Annotated in this window: 19 protein-coding genes; 13 read left to right on the plus strand and 6 right to left on the minus strand. The window is 33.7% G+C overall.

Going from position 1 to position 21,352, the window contains the following annotated elements; genetic code table 11:
- Window positions 1-3: 3 nt before the first annotated feature.
- The 4 genes from I7X29_RS01685 to hemW all read left to right on the plus strand — a co-directional run bounded on the left by I7X29_RS01685 (window position 4) and on the right by hemW (window position 3,319).
- Window positions 4-903, plus strand: coding sequence for a Ppx/GppA phosphatase family protein (locus tag I7X29_RS01685; RefSeq protein WP_198472571.1), 900 nt, complete (start codon window positions 4-6; stop codon window positions 901-903).
- Window positions 904-1,060: 157 nt separating this feature from the next.
- Window positions 1,061-1,594: a hypothetical protein gene (locus I7X29_RS01690; RefSeq protein ID WP_198472572.1), complete on the plus strand. Its 534-nt coding sequence runs from the start codon at window positions 1,061-1,063 to the stop codon at window positions 1,592-1,594.
- Between the two features lie 13 nt (window positions 1,595-1,607).
- The gene (gene ruvC / locus I7X29_RS01695) at window positions 1,608-2,153 is read left to right on the plus strand and encodes a crossover junction endodeoxyribonuclease RuvC (protein ID WP_198472573.1); all 546 of its coding nucleotides are present in this window, start codon (window positions 1,608-1,610) and stop codon (window positions 2,151-2,153) included.
- Window positions 2,154-2,167: 14 nt separating this feature from the next.
- A complete protein-coding gene (gene hemW, locus I7X29_RS01700) occupies window positions 2,168-3,319 on the plus strand; it encodes a radical SAM family heme chaperone HemW (RefSeq protein WP_198472574.1) in 1,152 nt (383 codons plus the stop codon).
- Here hemW and I7X29_RS01705 read toward each other — a convergent pair.
- The 3 genes from I7X29_RS01705 to rplS form a co-directional block, all read right to left on the minus strand.
- Window positions 3,293-3,757 (minus strand): hypothetical protein, encoded by a 465-nt coding sequence (locus I7X29_RS01705; RefSeq protein WP_009751086.1) that lies wholly within the window; start codon window positions 3,755-3,757, stop codon window positions 3,293-3,295. The two genes, hemW and I7X29_RS01705, sit on opposite strands and share 27 nt — an antisense overlap.
- Window positions 3,750-5,078, minus strand: a complete 1,329-nt coding sequence (locus I7X29_RS01710) for an exonuclease domain-containing protein (protein WP_198472575.1) — start codon at window positions 5,076-5,078, stop codon at window positions 3,750-3,752. The genes I7X29_RS01705 and I7X29_RS01710 overlap by 8 nt, the downstream gene beginning before the upstream one ends.
- Before the next feature lie 105 nt (window positions 5,079-5,183).
- On the minus strand, window positions 5,184-5,531 hold the full coding sequence (gene rplS / locus I7X29_RS01715) for a 50S ribosomal protein L19 (RefSeq protein ID WP_002678925.1): 348 nt from the start codon (window positions 5,529-5,531) through the stop codon (window positions 5,184-5,186).
- 218 nt (window positions 5,532-5,749) lie between these two features.
- Between rplS and mnmE the strand changes: the two genes are divergently transcribed.
- The 6 genes from mnmE to I7X29_RS01745 all read left to right on the plus strand — a co-directional run bounded on the left by mnmE (window position 5,750) and on the right by I7X29_RS01745 (window position 13,411).
- Entirely contained in the window at window positions 5,750-7,165 is a 1,416-nt protein-coding gene (gene mnmE / locus I7X29_RS01720) for a tRNA uridine-5-carboxymethylaminomethyl(34) synthesis GTPase MnmE (protein WP_198472576.1), read from the plus strand.
- A 418-nt stretch (window positions 7,166-7,583) separates the two neighbouring features.
- Window positions 7,584-8,726: an IPT/TIG domain-containing protein gene (locus I7X29_RS01725; protein ID WP_225883640.1), complete on the plus strand. Its 1,143-nt coding sequence runs from the start codon at window positions 7,584-7,586 to the stop codon at window positions 8,724-8,726.
- 20 nt (window positions 8,727-8,746) lie between these two features.
- Window positions 8,747-9,499, plus strand: coding sequence for a hypothetical protein (locus I7X29_RS01730; RefSeq protein WP_198472577.1), 753 nt, complete (start codon window positions 8,747-8,749; stop codon window positions 9,497-9,499).
- Between the two features lies 1 nt (window position 9,500).
- Window positions 9,501-10,565: a DUF4236 domain-containing protein gene (locus I7X29_RS01735; protein ID WP_198472578.1), complete on the plus strand. Its 1,065-nt coding sequence runs from the start codon at window positions 9,501-9,503 to the stop codon at window positions 10,563-10,565.
- A 79-nt stretch (window positions 10,566-10,644) separates the two neighbouring features.
- On the plus strand, window positions 10,645-12,576 hold the full coding sequence (locus I7X29_RS01740) for an AbiJ-related protein (RefSeq protein WP_198472579.1): 1,932 nt from the start codon (window positions 10,645-10,647) through the stop codon (window positions 12,574-12,576).
- On the plus strand, window positions 12,563-13,411 hold the full coding sequence (locus I7X29_RS01745) for an HNH endonuclease (protein WP_198472580.1): 849 nt from the start codon (window positions 12,563-12,565) through the stop codon (window positions 13,409-13,411). The genes I7X29_RS01740 and I7X29_RS01745 overlap by 14 nt, the downstream gene beginning before the upstream one ends.
- A 278-nt stretch (window positions 13,412-13,689) precedes the next feature.
- Here I7X29_RS01745 and I7X29_RS01750 read toward each other — a convergent pair whose 3' ends face one another.
- Complete coding sequence (locus I7X29_RS01750; RefSeq protein WP_198472581.1) at window positions 13,690-14,640, minus strand: electron transfer flavoprotein subunit alpha/FixB family protein; 951 nt, start codon at window positions 14,638-14,640, stop codon at window positions 13,690-13,692.
- A 6-nt stretch (window positions 14,641-14,646) separates the two neighbouring features.
- Window positions 14,647-15,393 (minus strand): electron transfer flavoprotein subunit beta/FixA family protein, encoded by a 747-nt coding sequence (locus I7X29_RS01755; protein ID WP_198472582.1) that lies wholly within the window; start codon window positions 15,391-15,393, stop codon window positions 14,647-14,649.
- A 156-nt stretch (window positions 15,394-15,549) separates the two neighbouring features.
- Between I7X29_RS01755 and I7X29_RS01760 the strand changes: the two genes are divergently transcribed.
- The 3 genes from I7X29_RS01760 to I7X29_RS01770 all read left to right on the plus strand — a co-directional run bounded on the left by I7X29_RS01760 (window position 15,550) and on the right by I7X29_RS01770 (window position 20,039).
- On the plus strand, window positions 15,550-16,209 hold the full coding sequence (locus I7X29_RS01760; RefSeq protein WP_198472583.1) for a class I SAM-dependent methyltransferase: 660 nt from the start codon (window positions 15,550-15,552) through the stop codon (window positions 16,207-16,209).
- A gap of 65 nt (window positions 16,210-16,274) precedes the next feature.
- Window positions 16,275-18,503, plus strand: coding sequence for a patatin-like phospholipase family protein (locus I7X29_RS01765; protein ID WP_198467002.1), 2,229 nt, complete (start codon window positions 16,275-16,277; stop codon window positions 18,501-18,503).
- Between the two features lie 81 nt (window positions 18,504-18,584).
- Window positions 18,585-20,039 (plus strand): aminoacyl-histidine dipeptidase, encoded by a 1,455-nt coding sequence (locus I7X29_RS01770; protein WP_198472584.1) that lies wholly within the window; start codon window positions 18,585-18,587, stop codon window positions 20,037-20,039.
- A gap of 87 nt (window positions 20,040-20,126) precedes the next feature.
- Here I7X29_RS01770 and I7X29_RS01775 read toward each other — a convergent pair whose 3' ends face one another.
- On the minus strand, window positions 20,127-21,278 hold the full coding sequence (locus I7X29_RS01775; RefSeq protein ID WP_088594314.1) for a serine hydrolase domain-containing protein: 1,152 nt from the start codon (window positions 21,276-21,278) through the stop codon (window positions 20,127-20,129).
- Between the last annotated feature and the right edge of the window lie 74 nt (window positions 21,279-21,352).

Below are 21,352 nucleotides of genomic sequence, written 5' to 3' on the forward strand. Positions count from 1 at the left end.
AATATGAATATCAAAAAGTTAGGAGCTATAGACATAGGGTCTAACGGGGTGAGATTGCTCATTTCTAACGTTTTAGAAGAACCTAATGAAGCTCCAAAATTCACCAAAGCGAGCTTAGTGCGTGTGCCTATCCGTTTGGGAGCTGATGTGTTTTTAGATGGACTTATCTCTCCTGAAAATACTGATAGATTAGCTGATGCTATGCAAGCATTTAGCTTACTGATGAAAATAAATCAAGTAGAAAATTATCGCGCTTGTGCTACTTCGGCAATGCGTGAATCTACTAATGGACAACAAGTAGCCGATGAGGTTTATAAACGCACTGGCGTACGCATTGAAATTATAGATGGTGCTGAAGAGGCGAGTATCATTGCATCTACCGATATTTCAAGGTTGATACAAAAAGATAAAGATTACCTATACATAGATGTGGGAGGAGGTAGCACTGAGTTCACTGTCTTTTCTAAAGGGAAAGTAAAAAAATCGCGTTCATTCCCTATTGGTACAGTGCGCTTATTAGATAACAAGGTGAGCGACAAAACGTGGGAAGATGTTGAAAAATGGATAAAAAAACACACTAAAGATTGCGAGCATATAGAAGCCATAGGCTCTGGCGGAAATATCAATAAAATCCATAAGAACTCTAATAGTAAAGAAGGTGAACCTCTTAGCTATCAGTATCTCACCGATTATCACAACTATGTTTCTGGTTTTTCTTATGAAGAACGCATTAGGCTCTTAGGATTCAATCCCGATCGCGCCGACGTAATCCTCTATGCTCTCACTGTATTCACTAATGCAATGAAATGGTCGGGAGCTGAGATTGTTCACGTACCTCGTATTGGTCTCGCCGATGGTATCGTAAGGACTATTTACAACAAAGAAAACAACGTTATAAAATAAGTTTAAAATAATTATATTTATCTTATTATCAGTGGTTTATATATTAAACTGCTCTGTAAATTACACTTTAAAACCTCAAAAAATAAACGATTTATTTTTATAAATCATTTTTTTGTAATACTTTTGAGCCCTAAAAACATTTAATACACATTCAATTATGAAATTTTACTTTTGTTTTTTAGCTTTATTCTTAGTCTTTGCTTCTTGCAAAAAGAATGGATCTCAACTCACTCCTGAACAGAAAGAAGCTGAGTTACAAAAAAAATTAGACTCTCTTGCTAAGATTAAATTTGATGAAGTAATAAAAGAAGATGTAGATACTTACCCTATTTTTAAAGGGGTATGCGATACCGCTACTACTAAATCTACTCAAAAAGAATGCTTTGAGAAAACTTTTGCAGCTCTCTTTGAAGAACGCTTGCGAAAAGACCCTTACGAAGTGTCTGAACCTATTAAAGATAGTGTTATTCTCAACATAAAAGTAGATAATATCGGAAAAATAGTGCTCATAGATATCAAAGCTGATGAGAAAACTAAAGAACTACTTAGTACCGAAAACGAAAGTTTTGAGGATTCTTTGCGCGCTAATCTATCAATGTTGTCTGATAACGATGCTATTGCCCCCGCTACTAAAAACGGACAAAATGTAAGCACTCAATTTGAACTCCCTATTAAAATTAACGTTAAATAATCTGTAGTAGCTTTTGGAACGTATTATTTTAGGTATCGACCCTGGTACTACTATTATGGGCTTTGGACTTATTCAGGTGGAAAGAGATACTATGAAACTCTTACAACTGAATGAACTTCAACTCAGTAAATACAGCAATCACTACTTAAAACTAAGTGTGATTTTCAATCGTACTTTAGAACTGATAGACACCTATAAACCCGATGAATTAGCTATTGAAGCACCTTTCTTTGGTAAAAATGTACAATCAATGTTGAAATTAGGACGAGCACAAGGGGTAGCAATGGCTGCAGGCTTATCGCGCGAAATTCCTATTACTGAATACGAACCTAAAAAGGTAAAGATGGCTATTACGGGCAACGGTAGTGCTTCTAAGGAACAAGTAGCCAAAATGCTTCAACAACTTCTAAACATAAAAGAACTTCCCAAACACTTCGATGCAACCGATGGCTTAGCAGTAGCTGTTTGTCACTTTTTAAATGGTGGTAAGGCACAAAAACAGCAAAGCTATAGCGGTTGGGATGCTTTTGTAAAACAAAATCAAGACCGTATAGGTTAAAAAAGAACTTCATTTTGTATAGCTTGTACATTCATATTCCTTTTTGTAGACGTGCTTGTCATTACTGTGATTTCCATTTTTCAACTACTCTGAAAAGAAAAGAAGAAATGGTGAATGCCCTTTGTAAGGAACTCATTTTGCGCAAGGATGAAGCTATAAATAGTGAATTACAAACAGTCTACTTAGGAGGAGGGACGCCCAGTATCCTTTCGTATGACGAATTACAACAACTTTTTCATACAATCTTCACATATTACAAGGTAAGTCCCTCAGCCGAAATTACCTTGGAAGCTAATCCTGATGACTTTTTTAGAGGCTCCTCTCCCGAACAAATGTTAGAACAATTGCGCTCTTTAGGTATCAATAGGTTAAGTTTGGGTGTACAATCGTTTTTTGAAGAGGACTTACAATTGATGAACAGAGTACATAGTGTAGCTCAAGTAGAAACTTTATTGCAGATAACTCCACAATATTTTGATAACATCACTATTGATTTAATTTATGGTATTCCTCGAATGAGTAAGGAACGTTGGCAGGAGAATATCAATAAGGCGCTGTCTTTTGATATTCCACATATCTCAGCCTATGCTCTTACAGTAGAAGAAAAAACAGCTTTACACAAGTTTATTGCTACGGGTAAAATCGCACCAATAAGCGATGAGCAGGCTTACACTCACTTTCAAATGTTGATAGATACTCTGGAAGCAGAGGGTTTTATACAATACGAGTTTTCAAACTTTGGCAAAGAAGGGTTTTTTAGCAGAAATAACACGGCTTATTGGTTTGGCAAGCCCTATATGGGAATAGGTCCTTCAGCCCACAGTTTTAACGGGAAAGAACGCAGTTGGAATATTGCTCATAACATTAAGTATATACAACAAATACAGCAGGAAATATTACCTCAGGAAAAAGAAGAACTTACCCTCAACAACCGATATAACGAACTTATTATTACACGCATACGCACGATGGTAGGAATTGATTTAGAAGAAGTAAAAACTTTTTTTGGGGAAGATTATAACCAATATTTATTACAGCAAGCACAGAAGTACCTTGCCGATGAGCTTTTAGAAATTGAAGAAAACCACCTGAAAGTAACGCGCAAGGGCAAGTTTCTTTCAGATGGTATAGCTTCCGATTTATTTAGGGTGGATGACCTCATCTAAGGCTTTAAAGGTAACATTTTGGTTGCCATCAATGTGGTATTCCAAAAGCAGATCGCCCCACAATTCACCGTCGGTAAATTCACAAATCACCCATTTTTCATTGAGTATTCTTATTTTATTAAATAAGAATTTACCGTTAGACTCTGATTTGATGTAAGGGTTATGATCCTTTACATTCATCTCCATTAGCGCATTCATAACAATTTGCGAAGGATTGTCAATCTTTAAATCTTCAAAATATTGTTGTGCTAATTCATTAGTTTCAAGACTGAAATTCAATGCTTCAAGGCGTTGTTCGTCAATCTTTTTGATAGAATCAGTAAGTTTTGAAATCTTTTCAGCCGATTCCTTTAATGCTGTGGCACTTTCATTGTTCGTTGAGTTACAACTTGCCAAAACAGCAGTTCCTAAGAGTGTAATAAAAAAATGTTTATTCATTATGATAAGGTTTTTGTTCGCTTAGTTTGAGTACCTTTACCTTGGAGTTCTTACGGAGATAAGAGTGTAAAAGGTGTCGGTTGAGTAAAGAATTGGCTAAAGGAGTGATAAGGGTTTCTAAAATAGAACGTTGTGTGAGTTGGTAGTTCAGATTTAAAAATCCATATCCTTTGATATTGCCATCTATTACTAAAATCATACTTTTTTCACCTACTACTCTGCCTTTATCTACAATTGCTACATCTTCATTTTGTAGCCCATATTTAGTAAAAATTCCCTTAGCTCGCTCATTGTATATGTCAGGAGATTCGTTGTTGAAATCTACTTCGTTGAGTTGAAATTCTTTTTCTATGCGTTTCAAAAAAAACAACCCTTCTTTTAGTGTTTCAAAAGTAGTGATAAAATTGTTTTGCGATTGCAATAATTCTATAAAAAAACAGAGGTATCCTCTTTTGTTGTAATGAGAAGTAAGTATATAATTGATATTTTTTGATTTATCAATACTCCGGTTATTACATTTAGGATTGTTAAGTTGTATAAGTTCTAATTCTTTAAGGGTTGCGATGAGTTCATTCCCCATTTCTTCATAGGTTACCTTATAAGTATGGCGTTGTAAATATCTATCGCGTTTAGAGGGAGAGGTGAGCAATTGGTTCACCCGTCCTTTGATGTTTTTATGTTTTCCTACATAGATAATTTTACCTTCTTCGTTGTGAATATAGAATACGCCTAAGGTTTCAGGGAGAGCATCAAGTATTTTTAGGTGTCGTGAAGCCATTTCTAAACGCACATCGTTTTTCACTGAAGCAGTAATGATAGTCTTTTTAGTATCTTTTTCAAGTAGATATTTGAAAAGGTTGAGAGTAGCCATAGCATCGCCCGAAGCACGATGGCGTTCACTCATTGGGATACCTAAAGAACGTACTAATTTCCCTAAGCTATACGATTCTTTATCAGGAATGAGTTGTTGTGAGAGTTCTACTGTACAGAGTGTTGTTTTGATGTACTCATATCCTAAACGGCGAAATTCTGTTTGCAAAATGCGATAATCAAAGGCGGCATTGTGCCCAACGATGATACACCCCTCTGTAATTTCCACTATACGTTTGGCTATCTCATAAAACTTTGGTGCATTGCGCAACATCTTGTTGTTGATGCCAGTAAGTTTAGTAACATAGTCTTGTATAGGGCGTTCGGGATTGATAAGAGAGATAAACTGATCGGTAATAGTATGTCCATCAAACTGATAAATAGCAATTTCAGTAATACCTTCTTCATCGTATTTACCTCCCGTAGTTTCTATGTCGAGTATTGCGTACAAATGTTTAAGTGTTAGGGATTAGACATTTAGTCATTAGTAAATGAAAAAAAGCAAAGAGAAAGGTATACTTTACTCTTTGCTTTTATGTTGTTCATCAATTTTCTTTTAGCGAACTTCTTTAATACGGGCTTTTTTACCTGTAAGTCCTCTAAAGTAATAGATGCGAGCACGTCTAACTTTACCTTTTTTGTTTACTTCAATTTTTTGAAGGGCAGGCATATTGATAGGGAAGATACGTTCTACCCCTACTGTACCAGACATTTTGCGAATGGTAAATGTAGCAGTTACGCCGTGACCTTTGCGTTGTATTACAACACCTTTAAAAAACTGAGTACGTTTTTTGTCTCCCTCTTTGATTTCATAATACACAGTGATAGTGTCACCTGCTGAAAATTCTGGGAATTCTTTTTTCTCAATAAAGTTGTCTTGTACGTACTTTAATAATGGTTCCATAAAAAATATAAAATAATTATGTTATCATTGGGCAACATTCACGACTCTCGCCAGAGGTTACTCCAAATCGGGGGCAAAGGTACTATTTTTTTTTGAATTAGCAAGTTTTTTCGTAATTTTGTCGCCTCACTAATACGTAATTATGACTTTTAATAAACTTTTTTATTGCTTTTAGGATATAAAATTTGTTTAAAGAGTTATAACAAATATCACTTACTATGAATAAGAAAAATACAATATATACCAGCGATACTATTGTTGCTTTAGCAACTGCTTCGGGAATGGGTGCCATTGCTGTTATCCGATTATCAGGCGCAAATGCTATAGAAATTGCAGACCAAATATTCAAGAGCTACAGCAAAAAACCTTTAATCAACGCTCCCTCCCACACAGTACATTTAGGAACTTTAGAAGCTAAAAACCAAGTAATTGATGAGTGTCTGGCTACTATTTTTAAAGGTACGAAATCATATACAGGAGAACCTGTAGTAGAGTTTTCTTGTCACGGAAGTAATTATATTGTAGAAGAAGTTATTAAATTGTGTTTAGCCAATGGTGCTCGTTTGGCTGAAGCTGGAGAATTCACTAAACGTGCCTTCTTAAATGGCAAATTAGCACTTAATCAAGCTGAAGCAGTAGCTGACCTGATTGCCTCTGATAGTAAAGCCTCTCATCAAGTAGCCTTGCAACAAATGCGTGGAGGTTTTACTTCTGAAATAGAAGCATTACGACAAGAATTACTCAATTTTGCCTCACTAATAGAACTTGAGTTAGATTTTTCGGAAGAAGATGTAGAATTTGCTGATAGAAGTCAGTTTAAAAACCTTTTAAAAACTATTAAAACTACGTTATCATCACTTATCCAATCGTTTTCAGTAGGAAATGTTTTGAAAAATGGTATTCCTGTGGCGATTGTAGGAAAACCCAATGCTGGCAAATCAACCTTGCTCAATGCTTTACTAAATGAAGAGCGTGCTATTGTATCGGATATTGCAGGCACAACTCGTGATACGATTGAAGAAACCTTGCATATAGGAGGTATTGCTTTTCGTTTTATTGATACTGCAGGTATTCGTGACACACAAGATCAAATAGAAGCAATAGGGGTACAAAAAGCCAAAGAAAAAATAGAAAAAGCCTCAGTGATATTATTTCTATTTGATGACAAAGATAATACAGTGAGTGAAATTACTACTTTTGTAAAGGAAAACTACCGAGAGGGTACTAAATATGTTTTACTACACAACAAAACAGACTTATCATCAGAAGAAACAACTGCTTTTGATGATGAGATTCTACAATCTCTCAAAGGCTATACTAATACTTTATTAAGAATTTCAGCTAAAGAAGGACAAAACATTACTGAGTTAAAAAGATTTCTCGCTGATTATGCCCAAACGCTTAGTCATATTGGCAAAGCAACTGTAGTAACAAATATCCGTCATTACGAAGCTCTTTCTAACGCGTTACAAGCTATTGAAAAAGTAGAAGAAGGAATGCAAATGCATTTATCGGGTGACTTATTAGCTATTGATATACGCGAAACACTCTATCATTTGGGCAGTATCACTGGAGAAGTAAGTAATGATGAGGTTTTAGGAAACATATTTTCCCGCTTCTGTATCGGAAAGTAGATCCTAAAAATAAGAAAAAAGAGGTCTTTAGTTTTCTTTATTAGATGAGCGAACCTTCAGCAAAGGATTAAAAAAATACAACTATTAAAAATTTTGTAATATCACAAAATAATACTACTTTTGTCCCATCATTTTAAAAGAAAAGAATATAGAACAGAAAAATTATTTTTTAACATAAAGACATATTAGCGTTTAGCTTTTATTTTGTGCTTCTTAAAATCGCCAATTTTATAGTACCCTACAAAATAATAAGTAGAAACGCTCACGCTTCGGCGTGGGCTGTACTTATTAGGGTACGGGTGTTTGGCGATACCTGAGAACAAATAAGATTAAGTTATACAGTCCCACGCTTTTTTATTTTATATTACTAACCGCTTTTAGGGGCTGAAAAGCATTCAAAAACTATCTTTTTTAGCTTATGAAAGCATTAAAAATCTTCTTGACTTTGTTCTGTATGGGAGTCATTGTGAGCTGTTCTAAAGATGAACCTGCTCCAGCTCCAGCAAAAGAACAACCTACACCTCAACAAACTAATTTTCCTACAGTTAAAAACTTTTCTGCACAAGAGGTTACTGTAGGAGATATTATTACCATTGAAGGAGAGAATTTTGTTCCTTCACAGACCTACACAATTACTTTTAATGGAGCAAAAGGGACTATCAAAGAAGTTACCTCCAACCATCTAAAAGTAGAAATTCCTGAAGAGGCTACATCAGGAGAAGTTATTCTATCTTCCAATGAAACTTCTAAGAGTATAGGTCGCCTAACTATTCTTCCTAAACCAAGTGTTTTGTATGCTTATGTAGCCTATAGTAAAATTGTAAAATTAGACCTTCAAACAGGTAAAGAATTAGAAACCATTGTTGAAATAGGTAAGGAATACTTAGGAAGAGGTATTTACTACTTAAAGAGTACTAATGAAATTGTAGGCATACAATCAGGAAATTCAGGACATTATTTATTCAAACTTAATGTAACTACAAAAGAGATTGTAAGGTTACCTTGTAATCTTTATGAGAAGCTCATAATAGCTAATAATGAGCCGTATGCTTATGATTTGCGCAATCACAAAATTGTAAAATTAGACCTTCAAACAGGTAAAGAGATAGAAACTATTGCTGAGGTAGGGAATGATTATTTAAGTCATATTCGCTTCTCTAAAAGTACCAATGAGATTATTGGAGAACAAATAAAATATAACGAAAAAATGTTTAAGAATGACTATTCTTTTTTCAGACTTAATTTGACAACAAAACAGATTGTAAAAGCACCCTCTAATGGATATGAAAGACTTGTAATAGCTAATGATGAGTTGTATGCTTATGATTTGCGTAATCGTAAAATCGTAAAGTTAGACCTATCAACAGGTAAAGAATTAGAGACTATCGTAGAAACAGGACAGGACTATTTAAGCTATATACAATACTCTAAAAGCACGAACGAAATTATTGGACTACAATCAGGCACAGAAAAAAGTCTATTCAAACTCAACTTGAAAACCAAGCAAATAATAAGAACTCCTACTAAAAACTATGAGAACCTTATAATAGCAAATTATTAATCTTAAAAACAATTGATTTTATGAAAGTAGCAAAATATATTTTAGGAATATTATTCATAATAACAGGTTTAGGTGTTATTACTCAAAAAAGCATTATAACAGGAATTGCTTTTGTAATTCTTGGGGTTGTTCTTTTACCCACAGTTTCTGATAAACTCAAGGAAAATGTGAGTTTTTGGCAAAACAAAATAGTTAGGTATGTTTCTTATATTGTACTATTTACAATAGCAGGAGCTACTGTCCCTAAATCTGCTGAAACATCTTCTTCAAAAGAAGAAAACAAACCTAAAATTGTCATTAAGACAGAAGAAAATACAACAGAGCAAGAACCAGCAACTGCTCAAAAAGAAGAACCTTTAATAAAATATGAAATTCAAGAGGACTTGACTACTGTTATTCGTTATGACAAAGCTCCTTCTTACTTCGTTTTGATAGACAAAGTCAATCTGAAAAATGATAGCTTTGTGAATGAAATAGAAAGAGTTATAAATAAGATTGTTTCAGAAAAAGGAGGGAAAATCAATATTGATTTTTTTGACGATAAAAAAGCATTAGAGCTTTATTACAATAGTAATTATGGAATAAATATAGGAAAGTTGTTAAATAAGTCAGAAAATAACTTATTAGCTCAACATAGTATAGCATCTTTTTCAGGAGAAAATAGTGCAGATATGCATTATAATACGTTGTATATCTTTCCTTCTGCCTCTAAAGACAATCCTAATGTAGGAAAGTATGTTAAAACAAAAGAGTTCAATCCTAATGTAAAATAATATGGGTTTTCGTTTTCGTAGAAGTCAATCATTTGGAGCTTTCAGACTCAATTTTAGTACATCAGGAGTTGGAATGAGTGTTGGAGCTGGTGGTTTCAGATTGGGACTAAGTAGCAATGGACAGCTATATAACACTGTCAATATTCCTAATACGGGGCTTACTTATCACTCTAACCTATTAAGAAGCAGAAACACACCGCAACCGTCAAACTCCTATCAACAAGGAATAAACCTATTAGGTTTTTCTATTGATGAAAACAAGTATGGTAATAGCGATGGTTGTTTAACCTTCCTCCTTTGGTTTATTGCTATTTGTTTAATTCCTTTTGGAATAGGAGTGATAATGATTTTCTTCTTAGTTAGAAGGTCTCGTTCTCCTAAGAAGGTTGTGAAAACTCATCTTGAAGCGGCTATTTCTAATTTTTATAGTGGAGATTTTGAAGGAGCTGTTGCTACATTAGATACAGCTCTATATAAAGTACCTTTAAGTCCCTATGAATCTGATATAGTAGATTTGAAAGGAGTTTGTTTGTATTACTTAGGACGGTATGCAGAGTCAAGTGATTGCTTTGGTAAGGCTTTGAGGTTAAATCCAAGTTCTGAAAGGCTAAAGCTCCTTTACGTAGAAACGCTTATTCTGAAGGATGATAAGGCTGATTGTCCTAAAATCATTGAGCTATACGAAGATTTGCTTTCTCGCAAATATGATGAAAGACAAGTACTATTGACAGGGAATTGTTACTACCTTTGTGAGAACTATGATAAGGCAATTTCGTACTTTCAGAAGATACCTAAAAACAGTGATTTATTCCTAAAAGCATTGCAAGGAATAGCCAATAGTTTTATAGGTAAGAATCAAATAGATTTAGCTATAGAAACCCTCAAAAAAGCACCTTTGCGCACTTCTAATCCTGATGATGATTTGATAGACATTATGTTTCTATTAGGCAATCTCTATGAAGAAAAAGGAGAGAAGGAGCAGGCAAGGCTACTCTATCAAAAAGTCTATACACACAGTATAGAGTATGAGGATGTAGCACAACGGTTACAGGAATTAGATACTTAAAACAAAAGGCAAGCTGAAAGGCTTGCTTTTTTATTGAATAAAAGCTACCTTTGCCGAAATTTTTCAGTCCTAAATTAATATGCCTCAAGAATTTATACTTCCTTACGAAATAAAGAAAAGATTATTTGATGAGATTTTGAAATTGGAAAACCCTTTCAATCTAAGTGAAAATATTACTTTACCTGATTTTCTTTCAAAAATTTTGCCTTTGAGAGATATGCCTTCAGAGGATAGTAGGTATAATAATGCCTATGATGATGCCCATCAACATCTTGTAAGAAATAATGATTGGAGTTTGGAAGAAACCTTTGAGAGAAGATTTAAAATTATTGAAAATAATGAGACTTTTAAAAAGCTTTTAGAAGCTATTCTGAATAATAGTGAAGAGGGTAATATTGAAGCTAAAAAATCACTATTCAATAAATATCTAAATGAATATCAATATCGTATAAATCAAAGATATAATGCTTCTTCTAAATTAGAATATTTTATTGTTAGAATAGAAGATGATTATATTCCAAGTGATTTCCCTGAAAATGACATTCCTTTTTTTGTAATAGATAAGTATAATACAAGTTTTATTCCCAAACATTACCCTTGTGTGATTTTGCAAGAGAAAGATTGGAATGACTGGTATACATATCGCACAAGTTTTGACCTTATTTATGTTGAAAGTCAATTAAATATAAAATTTATAGGTCATATAAAAATTTTAAATATTAATAACCCAATAACATTTGATGTAATAGATAAAGAGTTTTATAAATTAGATGGTAATTATTGTAGCCTTATACAAGATGAGGTTACTTATTTTTCTTTAAAACACGTCCTTAATGATAAACTGTATTCCTTTTTATCAGCACTTAATGATATTGCCTGTTTTCCTTCTATTTGTGAAAGATTTGAAAAAGAAAAAGGATTTAAAAATTCCCTTTGTAGAGACACAAATAAGACTGAAGAGATTATTAGAACGATAAGACATAAATTAAAATATGGAAAAAATATAAAGGATTTTTTCAATTTTGAGCTTCTTTTTAAACCTCCTTATTCTGAATCAAAAGTAAGTTTTAAGTTTAATTTTGACATTGAAAAAATTATTCCACAAAGGCTTTATTGTTTAATTGGAAAAAATGGAGTTGGAAAGACTTCTTTTCTCAAAGATTTGATACAAAAATTATCAAATAAGGATTTTGAAAATGTACTTCCTGTTCCTCTTTTTGGAAAAATAATAGTTGTTTCATATAGTAATTTAGATTCCTTTGAGAGATTAAAAAGCAAACCTGATTTCAATTTTATCTTTTGTGGTTTAGTAAATCTCCAAACAAAAACACCTCTTACAGACAGCGAACTTTTAAGTAAAATTAGCGAATCTATAACTAAAATTGAAGAGCGGAATAGTCTTAATAAATATGCTACAGTTTGCAGGCAATTTATTGATAAAGGTTTATTTAATGAATTATTTAATGAAACAATTTCTTATGATTATGAATTTAAGGAAAAAAGTATTCCTCTTATCAATAAAATGAGTTCAGGGCAAAAGTCCCTATTTTTAATCATAACAGAAATAATAGCTAATATTAGATATAGTTCCTTTATTCTCTTTGATGAACCTGAAACTCATCTACACCCTAACGCTATAACAGAATTTATGAACACAATAATGGGCTTATTGCAAGAGTTTAATTCTTTTGGTTTAGTAGCAACACATTCACCTTTAATAGTTAGAGAGATATTTTCTGAAAATATTTTTGTCTTAGATAAGGAAGAAACAACTTTAAGAGTACGAAAATTAGAATTTGAAACCTTTGGAGAAAACTTAACTACTATCACCAACGAAATTTTTGGTAATAGAGATGTTCCTAAATATTATAAAACAAAAATAGAAGAACTTGTAGAGTCAGGAAAGACATATAAGGAGATTGAAAATGAGCTGCAAGGTGAAGTTCCTTTAAATCTAAACATAAAAATTCTAATTAAAAGTCTAATACAAAATAGAAATGAAAAATCTTAAACCTTATAATGAAGATTGTTTTGAAGTATTTAAAGAAGCTGTAAAAAGCAAGCGTAAAAATAAAGATATTTTATTGAATATTGAAGATAATATTGAGTCTCAATTTAATATTTATTCAGGAAAATTTAGAGATAAAAAACTATATGAGATAACCTCATTAGAAGACCTATCAATAACTGAAAAGGATAGTTTAATTGATTTGTATCAGTATAAGGCTGCAATTATTCAAAAAATCAAGGGAGAAATTTTGGGTAATCAGATTAGAACAATAACTAATACTTGTCAATATTGTACTTTAAATTCAGTCAATACATTAGACCATTTCCTACCAAAAGAAAAATTTCCTGACTTTTCAGTAAATCCATTAAATTTATTTCCTTGCTGTTCAGAGTGTAATAGTAAGAAAGGTAGTTTATGGCTTGATAGTAATAATAATCATCATTTGTTTTTAAATTTATATCTTGATGAACTACCTAACAAAAGGTATTTAATGGCTGATTTTGATTTTCAAGACGATATACCAATAGTTACCTTTTGTTTGGGGAATCCTGAAAATATTGATAGTAGGACTTATGAAATTATAAAGAGTCATTTTAGTAGATTAGACTTATTAAAAAGGATGAGAGAGAGGTCTAATGAGGAAATAACCAATATTATAAATACAATAAAAGGGGATTATAGATTAAATTCAGATATAAGCAGTATAAAAAGTACTATTACAGAAACAGAAAATGAAAATAAAAAAGCTTATGGTTATAACTATTGGAAGTCTGTATTAAAGCTATCTATAATAGAAAAAGATGAGTTTTGGGATAAGTTTATAATAGCTCCTTAATAGAAATAATCTTGTTAAATCACAAAAAAATACGTACCTTTGTGCAAAGAAAAATACCTCTTTTAAGAACTCAAAAACAAAGTATTTTTAACCTTATTTGACCTTGATTTCTTTATTTTTGTTGCGTTTTTACATTTTTTCGCTTCAAGAAATGACATAATTAATTAATAAACAGATATTTAGTATACTTACTTCATATTCTGTATCGGGAAATAAAAAATAAAAACTTTGCCAAAGGACAGAATCCTTGGCAAAGTTTATAATGTTTGGATTATTTGTTATTGTCTTGCTTTAAGTTTTTCAATGAGTTTAGGAACTACCTCAAAAGCATCACCTACAACACCATAATCGGCAGCTTTGAAAAAAGGTGCTTCAGGATCAGAATTGATAACTAATTTCACTTTAGAGGCATTTACGCCTGCCAAGTGCTGTATAGCTCCTGAAATACCTATAGCTATATAGAGATTAGGCGCTACAGGTTTACCCGTTTGTCCTACGTGTTCAGAATGAGGTCGCCATCCCATATCAGCAACAGGTTTAGAACAAGCGGTTGCTGCACCTAATACTTCAGCAAGTCCTTCCACTATCTGCCAATTCTCGGCAGCTTTCAACCCTCTTCCTCCTGAAACCACTATAGTAGCATCGTCTAACGACACTTTACCCGAGGTTTTCTCTGTAGTGATTACTTGTATCCCCCAATCACTATCAGGAGGTGTAGGAGCAAAAGGTTCTACTGTAAGTTCAACATTTTTTTCTTCTGTTTTAAAAGCATTAGGAGCTAATCCTAATACTTTTATAGGTGTGTTGATTTGACTAAGACTAATAGCTTTATTTGAGAACACATTACTTTTCACAATAAAATCTTCTGTAGGTAAAGAAATGATATTAGATACATACCCCGCTTGCAAGCTATTAGCTAATAAAGGAGCTACTTCTTTAGCTTGTGATGAAGCACTAAATACTACTATTGTACTATTTTCTTTTGCTACTGCTTGTTGCAATAAATGATTGAGTGCATTGGCAGAAATATGTTGTAGTTGGTCATTGGTAATGCTAAGCACTTTATTTACCCCATAAGCGGCTAATACTTCAGGTTGAGGTACATTTATAGTTACAGCTACTACTTTTGTTTGTTGTTTATCGGCAATTGCACGAGCATAGGTAGCTACTTCAAAAGCGCTTTTTTTCACTTTTCCGTTTTCGGAATCTATATATATGAGTACTGACATTTTTTATTAAATTACTTTTGCTTCGTTGTGTAATAAATCAATAAGGGTATCTAAATCATCGGCAGATACCATTTTCACAGGTTGTTTTGCAGGAAGTTTCTCAAATCCTACTGTTGTTACTCTAACATCAGTAGGCTCAGCAGGCAATACCGTGATTGCTCTAGTACGCGCTGCCATTAGGTTACGCATATTGGGAATGCGGAGGTCTTTCTCTTGAGTAAGACCTTTTTGCCCTGCAATTACCAAAGGAAGCACAGCTGATAGCTTTTCTCTACCACCATCTATTTCTCGTTGGGCAGTTACCTTAGCACCTTCTATTTCTAAACCTATACATTTGTTTATAAAAGGAAGATTTAAAAGCGAAGCTAAATAACCTCCTACCATTCCTCCATTATAGTCGATAGATTCCTTACCTGTGATGATAAGGTCGTAATTACCTTCTTTAGCAACTTTAGCAAGCTGATTAGCTACAAAAAAAGCATCAGTAGGAGCGGCATCTATACGAATGATATCGTCGGCTCCTATAGCTGAAGCTTTTCTTAGTACTGGTTCTGTTTCTTGTGTTCCTACATTCACAAGAGTAACACTTGCCCCTAATTGTTCTTTAAGCATAATAGCTTTAGTGAGGCAAAACTCATCATTAGGATTGATAATAAACTGTACCCCTGAAGGGTTAAACTGTTTGTTATCTTCCGTAAAGTTTATTTTAGAAGTAGTGTCGGGAACACTACTGATACATACTAATATCTTCATAATCTTATAGATAATAGGATTAAATTGAACTTAATGTTTTAATTTTAAAGGCGTAAAAGTACTATGTTTTTACTAACTACACAAATTATTATACAAAAAATCGTAATTTTGCCGTTCTAATTAATTGAAATACTATAAGAAATACTATAAGAAATAATGACTCCTCCCATTACTGATATGCGCCTATTAGGACAACTATTTCGTCATCCTGAAGGAGACTACGCCAAAGAAGTAGGTGATTTTATTTTTGCTTCCAATAGTAGTATGATAAACTGTACTATTGATTGTTTGGCACTGCAACCTCATCAAAAAGTTTTAGAAATAGGTTTTGGCAATGGCAAACATCTCCCATATTTATTTAACAAGGAAAGTTCCCTACAATATATAGGAGTAGAAACTTCTTCCGCAATGATAACTGAAGCAACTGAGTACAACAACGCTTTGCTTAGCCAACAAAAAGTACATTTTTTAGAAGTAGTTGCTGATAAACTCCCTAATTTCGATTATTTTTTTGATGTATGTTTTTCGGTAAATACCCTTTATTTTTTAGAAAACCCATTATATTATTACAAAAAGATTCACACTTTACTCAGCTCACAAGGTAAAGTAGCTATTGGTTTTATAGATAAAAGTACAGGAGAGAAGGCGCCTTTTGCGCGTGAAGGTTTTCAGTTTTATACCGCTGAAGAAGTAGCTGAAATACTTAAAGCAGCTGGTTTTGAACAAATAACAAAATTACCTTTTGAAGAAACTCTTGTTTCAGCAAAAGGCAAAAGTATCCAACGAAAGTATTGGGTTGTGATAGGAACTTGCTAATTTAAAATTTGTTAATTCACCAATTATTTGTACCTTTGTGCCAAGTTTATAAAAGAAGAAAATGTATGAGAATTTTATTACTTATCATACTCCTTATAATAACTCCTTATATAGTTTATAGTCAGTCAAATACTTCTAATAAAGACTTAAAAGTAGGCTTAGTGCTCAGTGGAGGTGGAGCGAAAGGATTAGCACATATAGGAGTGTTAAAAGTATTGGAGGAAGCAGGAGTACGTATTGATTATATTGGGGGAACAAGTATGGGGGCAATGGTAGGTGCTATGTATGCTGCAGGATACTCGGCTAATGAATTGGACTCTATCTTCCGACAATTAGACTTCGATAAACTTTTGCAAGACAAAACTTCACGTCGTGCAAAATCATTGCACGAACGTTATATATACGATCGTTATATTGTAGCATTACCTTTTGATAACTTCAAAGTAGGGTTACCTCGTGCAGTATCGAAAGGTCAAAATATCTACAATGAATTTGTGAAATTACTCTATCCTGTAAATGAAATTTTTGATTTTTCTAAGTTACCTATTCCTTTTCTATGCGTGGCTACTGATATAGAAACAGGGAAAGGAGTAGTACTTGAAGACGGCTTTTTACCTCAAGCTATACAAGCTAGTGGCTCATTCCCTTCGCTATTTGATTTGGTAGAAATAGATGGTAAATGGCTTACTGATGGAGGTATAGCTGATAATTATCCCGTAGACGAAGTGAAAAAAAAAGGAATGGATATTATTATAGGGGTAGATGTACAGAGTCCGTTAGCAAAACGTGAGGAAATCAACTCTTTTTTAAGTATCTTTTCACAAATTACAACTTTCCCGATGGTAGATAATATGCCACAGAAAATAAAAGAAACAGATGTATACATCAAACCTAATATAGAAGGATTCAATGTGATTTCGTTTGATAAAGGTGAGACAATCATCAACAATGGGAAAATAGCTGCTGAACATTTTTTGCCTCGTTTGCGTGAAATAGCTGCTCAACAAAAACATACTACCCAACGGAGAGAACCTATAGAGAAAATAGATTCTTTTTATCTAAAAGAAATACATTTTCATAACAACGAGCACTTTACTCGTAGCTACTTGCGAGGAAAACTCCACTTAAAACACTTGGATCGAAAAATTTCGTTTGAAGAACTGAACGACGGATTGTCTAACCTAATGGCAACAAATAATTTCCATTCTATTAATTATCAAATTAGGCATACTTTTGAAGGGGAACATATTGATTTTTTCTTGAAAGAAAATCCACAACGTACTTTTTTGAAGTTTGGCATTCATTATGATAATCTGTTGAAAACAGGCTTCTTGATGAACTATACTCAAAACTATTTTTTACAGGATAGTGACTTCCTTTCACTTGACCTTATCGTAGGCGATAATATACGCTATCAGTTTGATTATTTTGTAGATAAAGGATTCTATATCAGTTATGGATTGCGTTCTAAATTTGTGCAGTTCGACCGTAATCTGAATACAAGACGTTTATCTAATTATAGAATAGAACAATCTGAACTCAACCGAATGGACGTAGAGGCTTACGATTGGGTAAATCAATTGTATTTACAAACGCTCTTAGGCAATGGTTTTGTGTTTGGATTAGGTGCAGAACACCGCAAAGTACAGTTTGATGCTGAACAAATATATTCAGTAAGCGCTATTGCTTCATATTCTGAAAAAAAACACTTTGGCAGTTTATATTCTTATTTAAAATACGATAGTTTTGACAATAGTTTTTTTCCGAGTAAAGGTGTGTTTTTTAATACACAATTTAACCTTTACGCACTTGCAGCTCCTAATGATGCAAATTTTAATAAGTTCACCACAGGCAAAACAGAAATATCATTCGCTATTCCCATACTACCAAGATTGAATACACGAATAGGGTTTGAAGGAGGTGTTACGATAGGAAATTCTAAAACTTATTCATTAGACTTCTTTTTAGGAGGATATAATAAAAATGTATTCTCTAACTACTCACCTTTCTATGGCTATGATTTTTTGAGTATTGGTGCTAAAAACTACTTAAAAACAGAATGGGTGATAGATTTTCAACCTTTTAAAAAACATCACTTGTTACTATTGGCTAATGTAGCTAAAGCAGATAATAATCTTTTTGAAAGTTTTCAATGGGAAAAATACCCTGATTATTCGGGCTATGGTATAGGGTATAGTATTGAAAGTTTTTTGGGACCTATAGAACTAAAATGCACTTACTCACCCGAAATACGGCAAGCAATATGGCTGTTTAATATAGGGTATTGGTTCTAAAGTGAAAAAATGAAAAGTGAAAGATATTAGCGACAAAATACTAAAAACAATATTACGATAACTAATAAATAACTAAATATAATGAAAATAACAGAGCTAGAACCAAAACAGTTATGGGCGAACTTTGCGAGCTTGAATGCCGTACCTCGCCCATCAAAAAAAGAAGAGAAAGTCATTGCTTTTATGGTGGCTTTTGGCAAAAGTTTAGGGCTTGATACCTATCAAGACGAAACGGGTAATGTAATCATTAAAAAGCCCGCTACGGCAGGAATGGAAAACCGCAAAACAGTGGTGCTACAATCACACCTCGATATGGTACACCAAAAGAACAACGATACAGTGTTTGATTTTAGTACGGAAGGTATCAAAATGTTAGTAGATGGCGACTGGGTACGTGCTGATGGTACTACTTTAGGAGCTGATAATGGTATTGGGGTAGCAAGTATTATGGCAATACTCCAAAGTAAGGATATCCCTCACCCTGCTCTCGAAACACTCTTTACTATTGACGAAGAAACAGGAATGACGGGTGCTAAAGGTCTCAAAGGCGGATTGCTCTCTGGTGATTTTCTTCTCAACCTAGATACTGAGGAAGACGACGAAATTGATATAGGATGTGCTGGTGGTGTAGATGTATCGGCGTTTAGAGAGTACGACGTGGTAGATACGCCTGATAATTCAGTAGGCTATACACTTACCATAAAAGGATTGCACGGCGGACATAGTGGTACAGATATCCATAAGGGTTATGCTAATGCCAACAAACTAATGAACCGTATATTATTCACTTGTACTGAGAAATTTGGTTTGCACATTGCAAGTGTAGATGGAGGCGGTTTGCGCAATGCTATTCCGAGAGAAAGCGTTGCGGTGGTAACTATTAATAAAAACGACGAAGTGGCTTTTAAAAAAGAAGTAGCTACGCTTACCCAAGCACTCCAACACGAGTATTCAGTAACTGAACCGACTCTTACAGTATTGCTTGAACCTACTGCGGTACCTGAGAAAGTAATGGAAGAAGAAGAACAAGAAGATGTGTTACGCGCTCTTTACGCAGCTTTCAACGGGGTGTACAAAATGAGTCAGACGATTGCTGACCTTGTAGAAACCAGCAATAACGTAGCAAGGGTACAAATTAAAGACGGCGAAATAAACGTGTACTGCCTCACTCGTTCGGCTTCAGAAACTTCTAAATATGATTTGGCTGATACGATTCGCAGTAGTTTTGAGTTAGCTGGATTTGAAGTAGAATACACCGGTAGTTACCCAGGTTGGGAGCCCAAAGTAGATGCTGAAATCTTGAAGATTGTAAAAGCACAATACAAAACGCTCTTCGGTGAAACACCTAATGTAGTAGCTTGCCACGCAGGCTTAGAATGTGGCATTTTAGGAACCCATTACCCCGAAATGGAAATGGTGAGCTTTGGTCCTACTATCAAAGGGGCACACTCGCCTGCTGAAAAGGTAAATATAGCTTCTGTACAGAAGTTTTGGAAGTTCTTGTTAGCAATACTTCAGAATATTCCTACAAAATAGAAATAATAAATCTTATTTGCAGAGGCGTTTCGTAAATGCCTCTGCAATTTTTTGAAGTATGGAGGAAGAATATATAAAACTGAATATTTATTGATAAATAGACGGAATATGTTCAGCTCCTTCTAAAATAAAGTCGGTGAGGCGTTGCAAATAGATACTAATTTGTGGGTCGGTTACGTTGAAAAGCATTACTATCACTACTTCTTCATTAGGATATACTGATAACCAACCGAATCCTCCTACGCCCATACCCGTATGACCAAAATAATCACGTCCGTTCCAATCGCGTTGTACTTGCCAGCCAATACCATAACTTATTTCAGTATCGTCTATAGTACATTGTTTTTTAAGCATTTCGTTTTGGATAGGTTGAGAAAGAAAGCTGTGACGTTCTATAGCTGTACCCATTTTAGCTATATCATTGGATGTAGAAAGGAATCCACCACCAGCAAGCTTGAAGTAGTTATTCACATCAGTAGCTTTATCCAATCCCTTTTTACTGCGTGTGTAAGGAATAGCTTCATCTTGAATAATTTTACCTCTATCAGGGAAAGTGCGCCACATATTTAAAGGTTTAAAAACTTCTTCTTTTGCTATATCTTCAAATTTTTTATTGAGACATTTTTCAATAGCTAACGAAATAAGGTTGATACCATAACTGCTATAAAGAAACTTTGTACCAGGGGCTGATTGCAAAATATCATCTTTAAATAAATCAACTCCTTGTGCTATAGTATAAGGCTTGTTGAGTGTATATTCATTAGCTTTGTAGGAGCGTATACCGGCTAAGTGTCCTGCTAACTGTTTTATAGTAAAATCAAAAGGTTTTTGGGGAAAATCAGGAATGTATTCGTATAGAGACATATTCCAATCAAATTTTTTCTGCTCTTGCAGGCGCGCTAAAATTACTCCAGTAATGGCTTTAGACATACTTGCCACCCTAAAAATTGTAGTTTTAGGGTCAATAGGTTTTTTTTTAGAAATATCGGCATAGCCGTATCCACCTTGCCATATTATTTTTCCTTGTTTGGTAACTGTGATAGAAGCGCCAGGAATCAATTCTTCTTGAATGAGATATTGCAATATTTTTTCAGCTTCTTTTTGAGCTTCTTCAAAAGAAGTTACTTCAGAAGGATTTTTACGGAATACATCGGTGTCAAGTAGTTTTTTTTGACCAAAAAGGTTGTTGAAGAAAGATATAATTGTAGAAATCAAAACAATAGATATTAGTTTTTTCATTGTAATGTAATGTTTTACTTTTCGGGGTGCAAAAGTACAAATATTGAATGAGTTAATCAAAAAAAGCATAAAAA

Origin of the sequence: Capnocytophaga periodontitidis (assembly GCF_016126015.1) — a bacterium.
Taxonomy (GTDB): domain Bacteria; phylum Bacteroidota; class Bacteroidia; order Flavobacteriales; family Flavobacteriaceae; genus Capnocytophaga; species Capnocytophaga periodontitidis.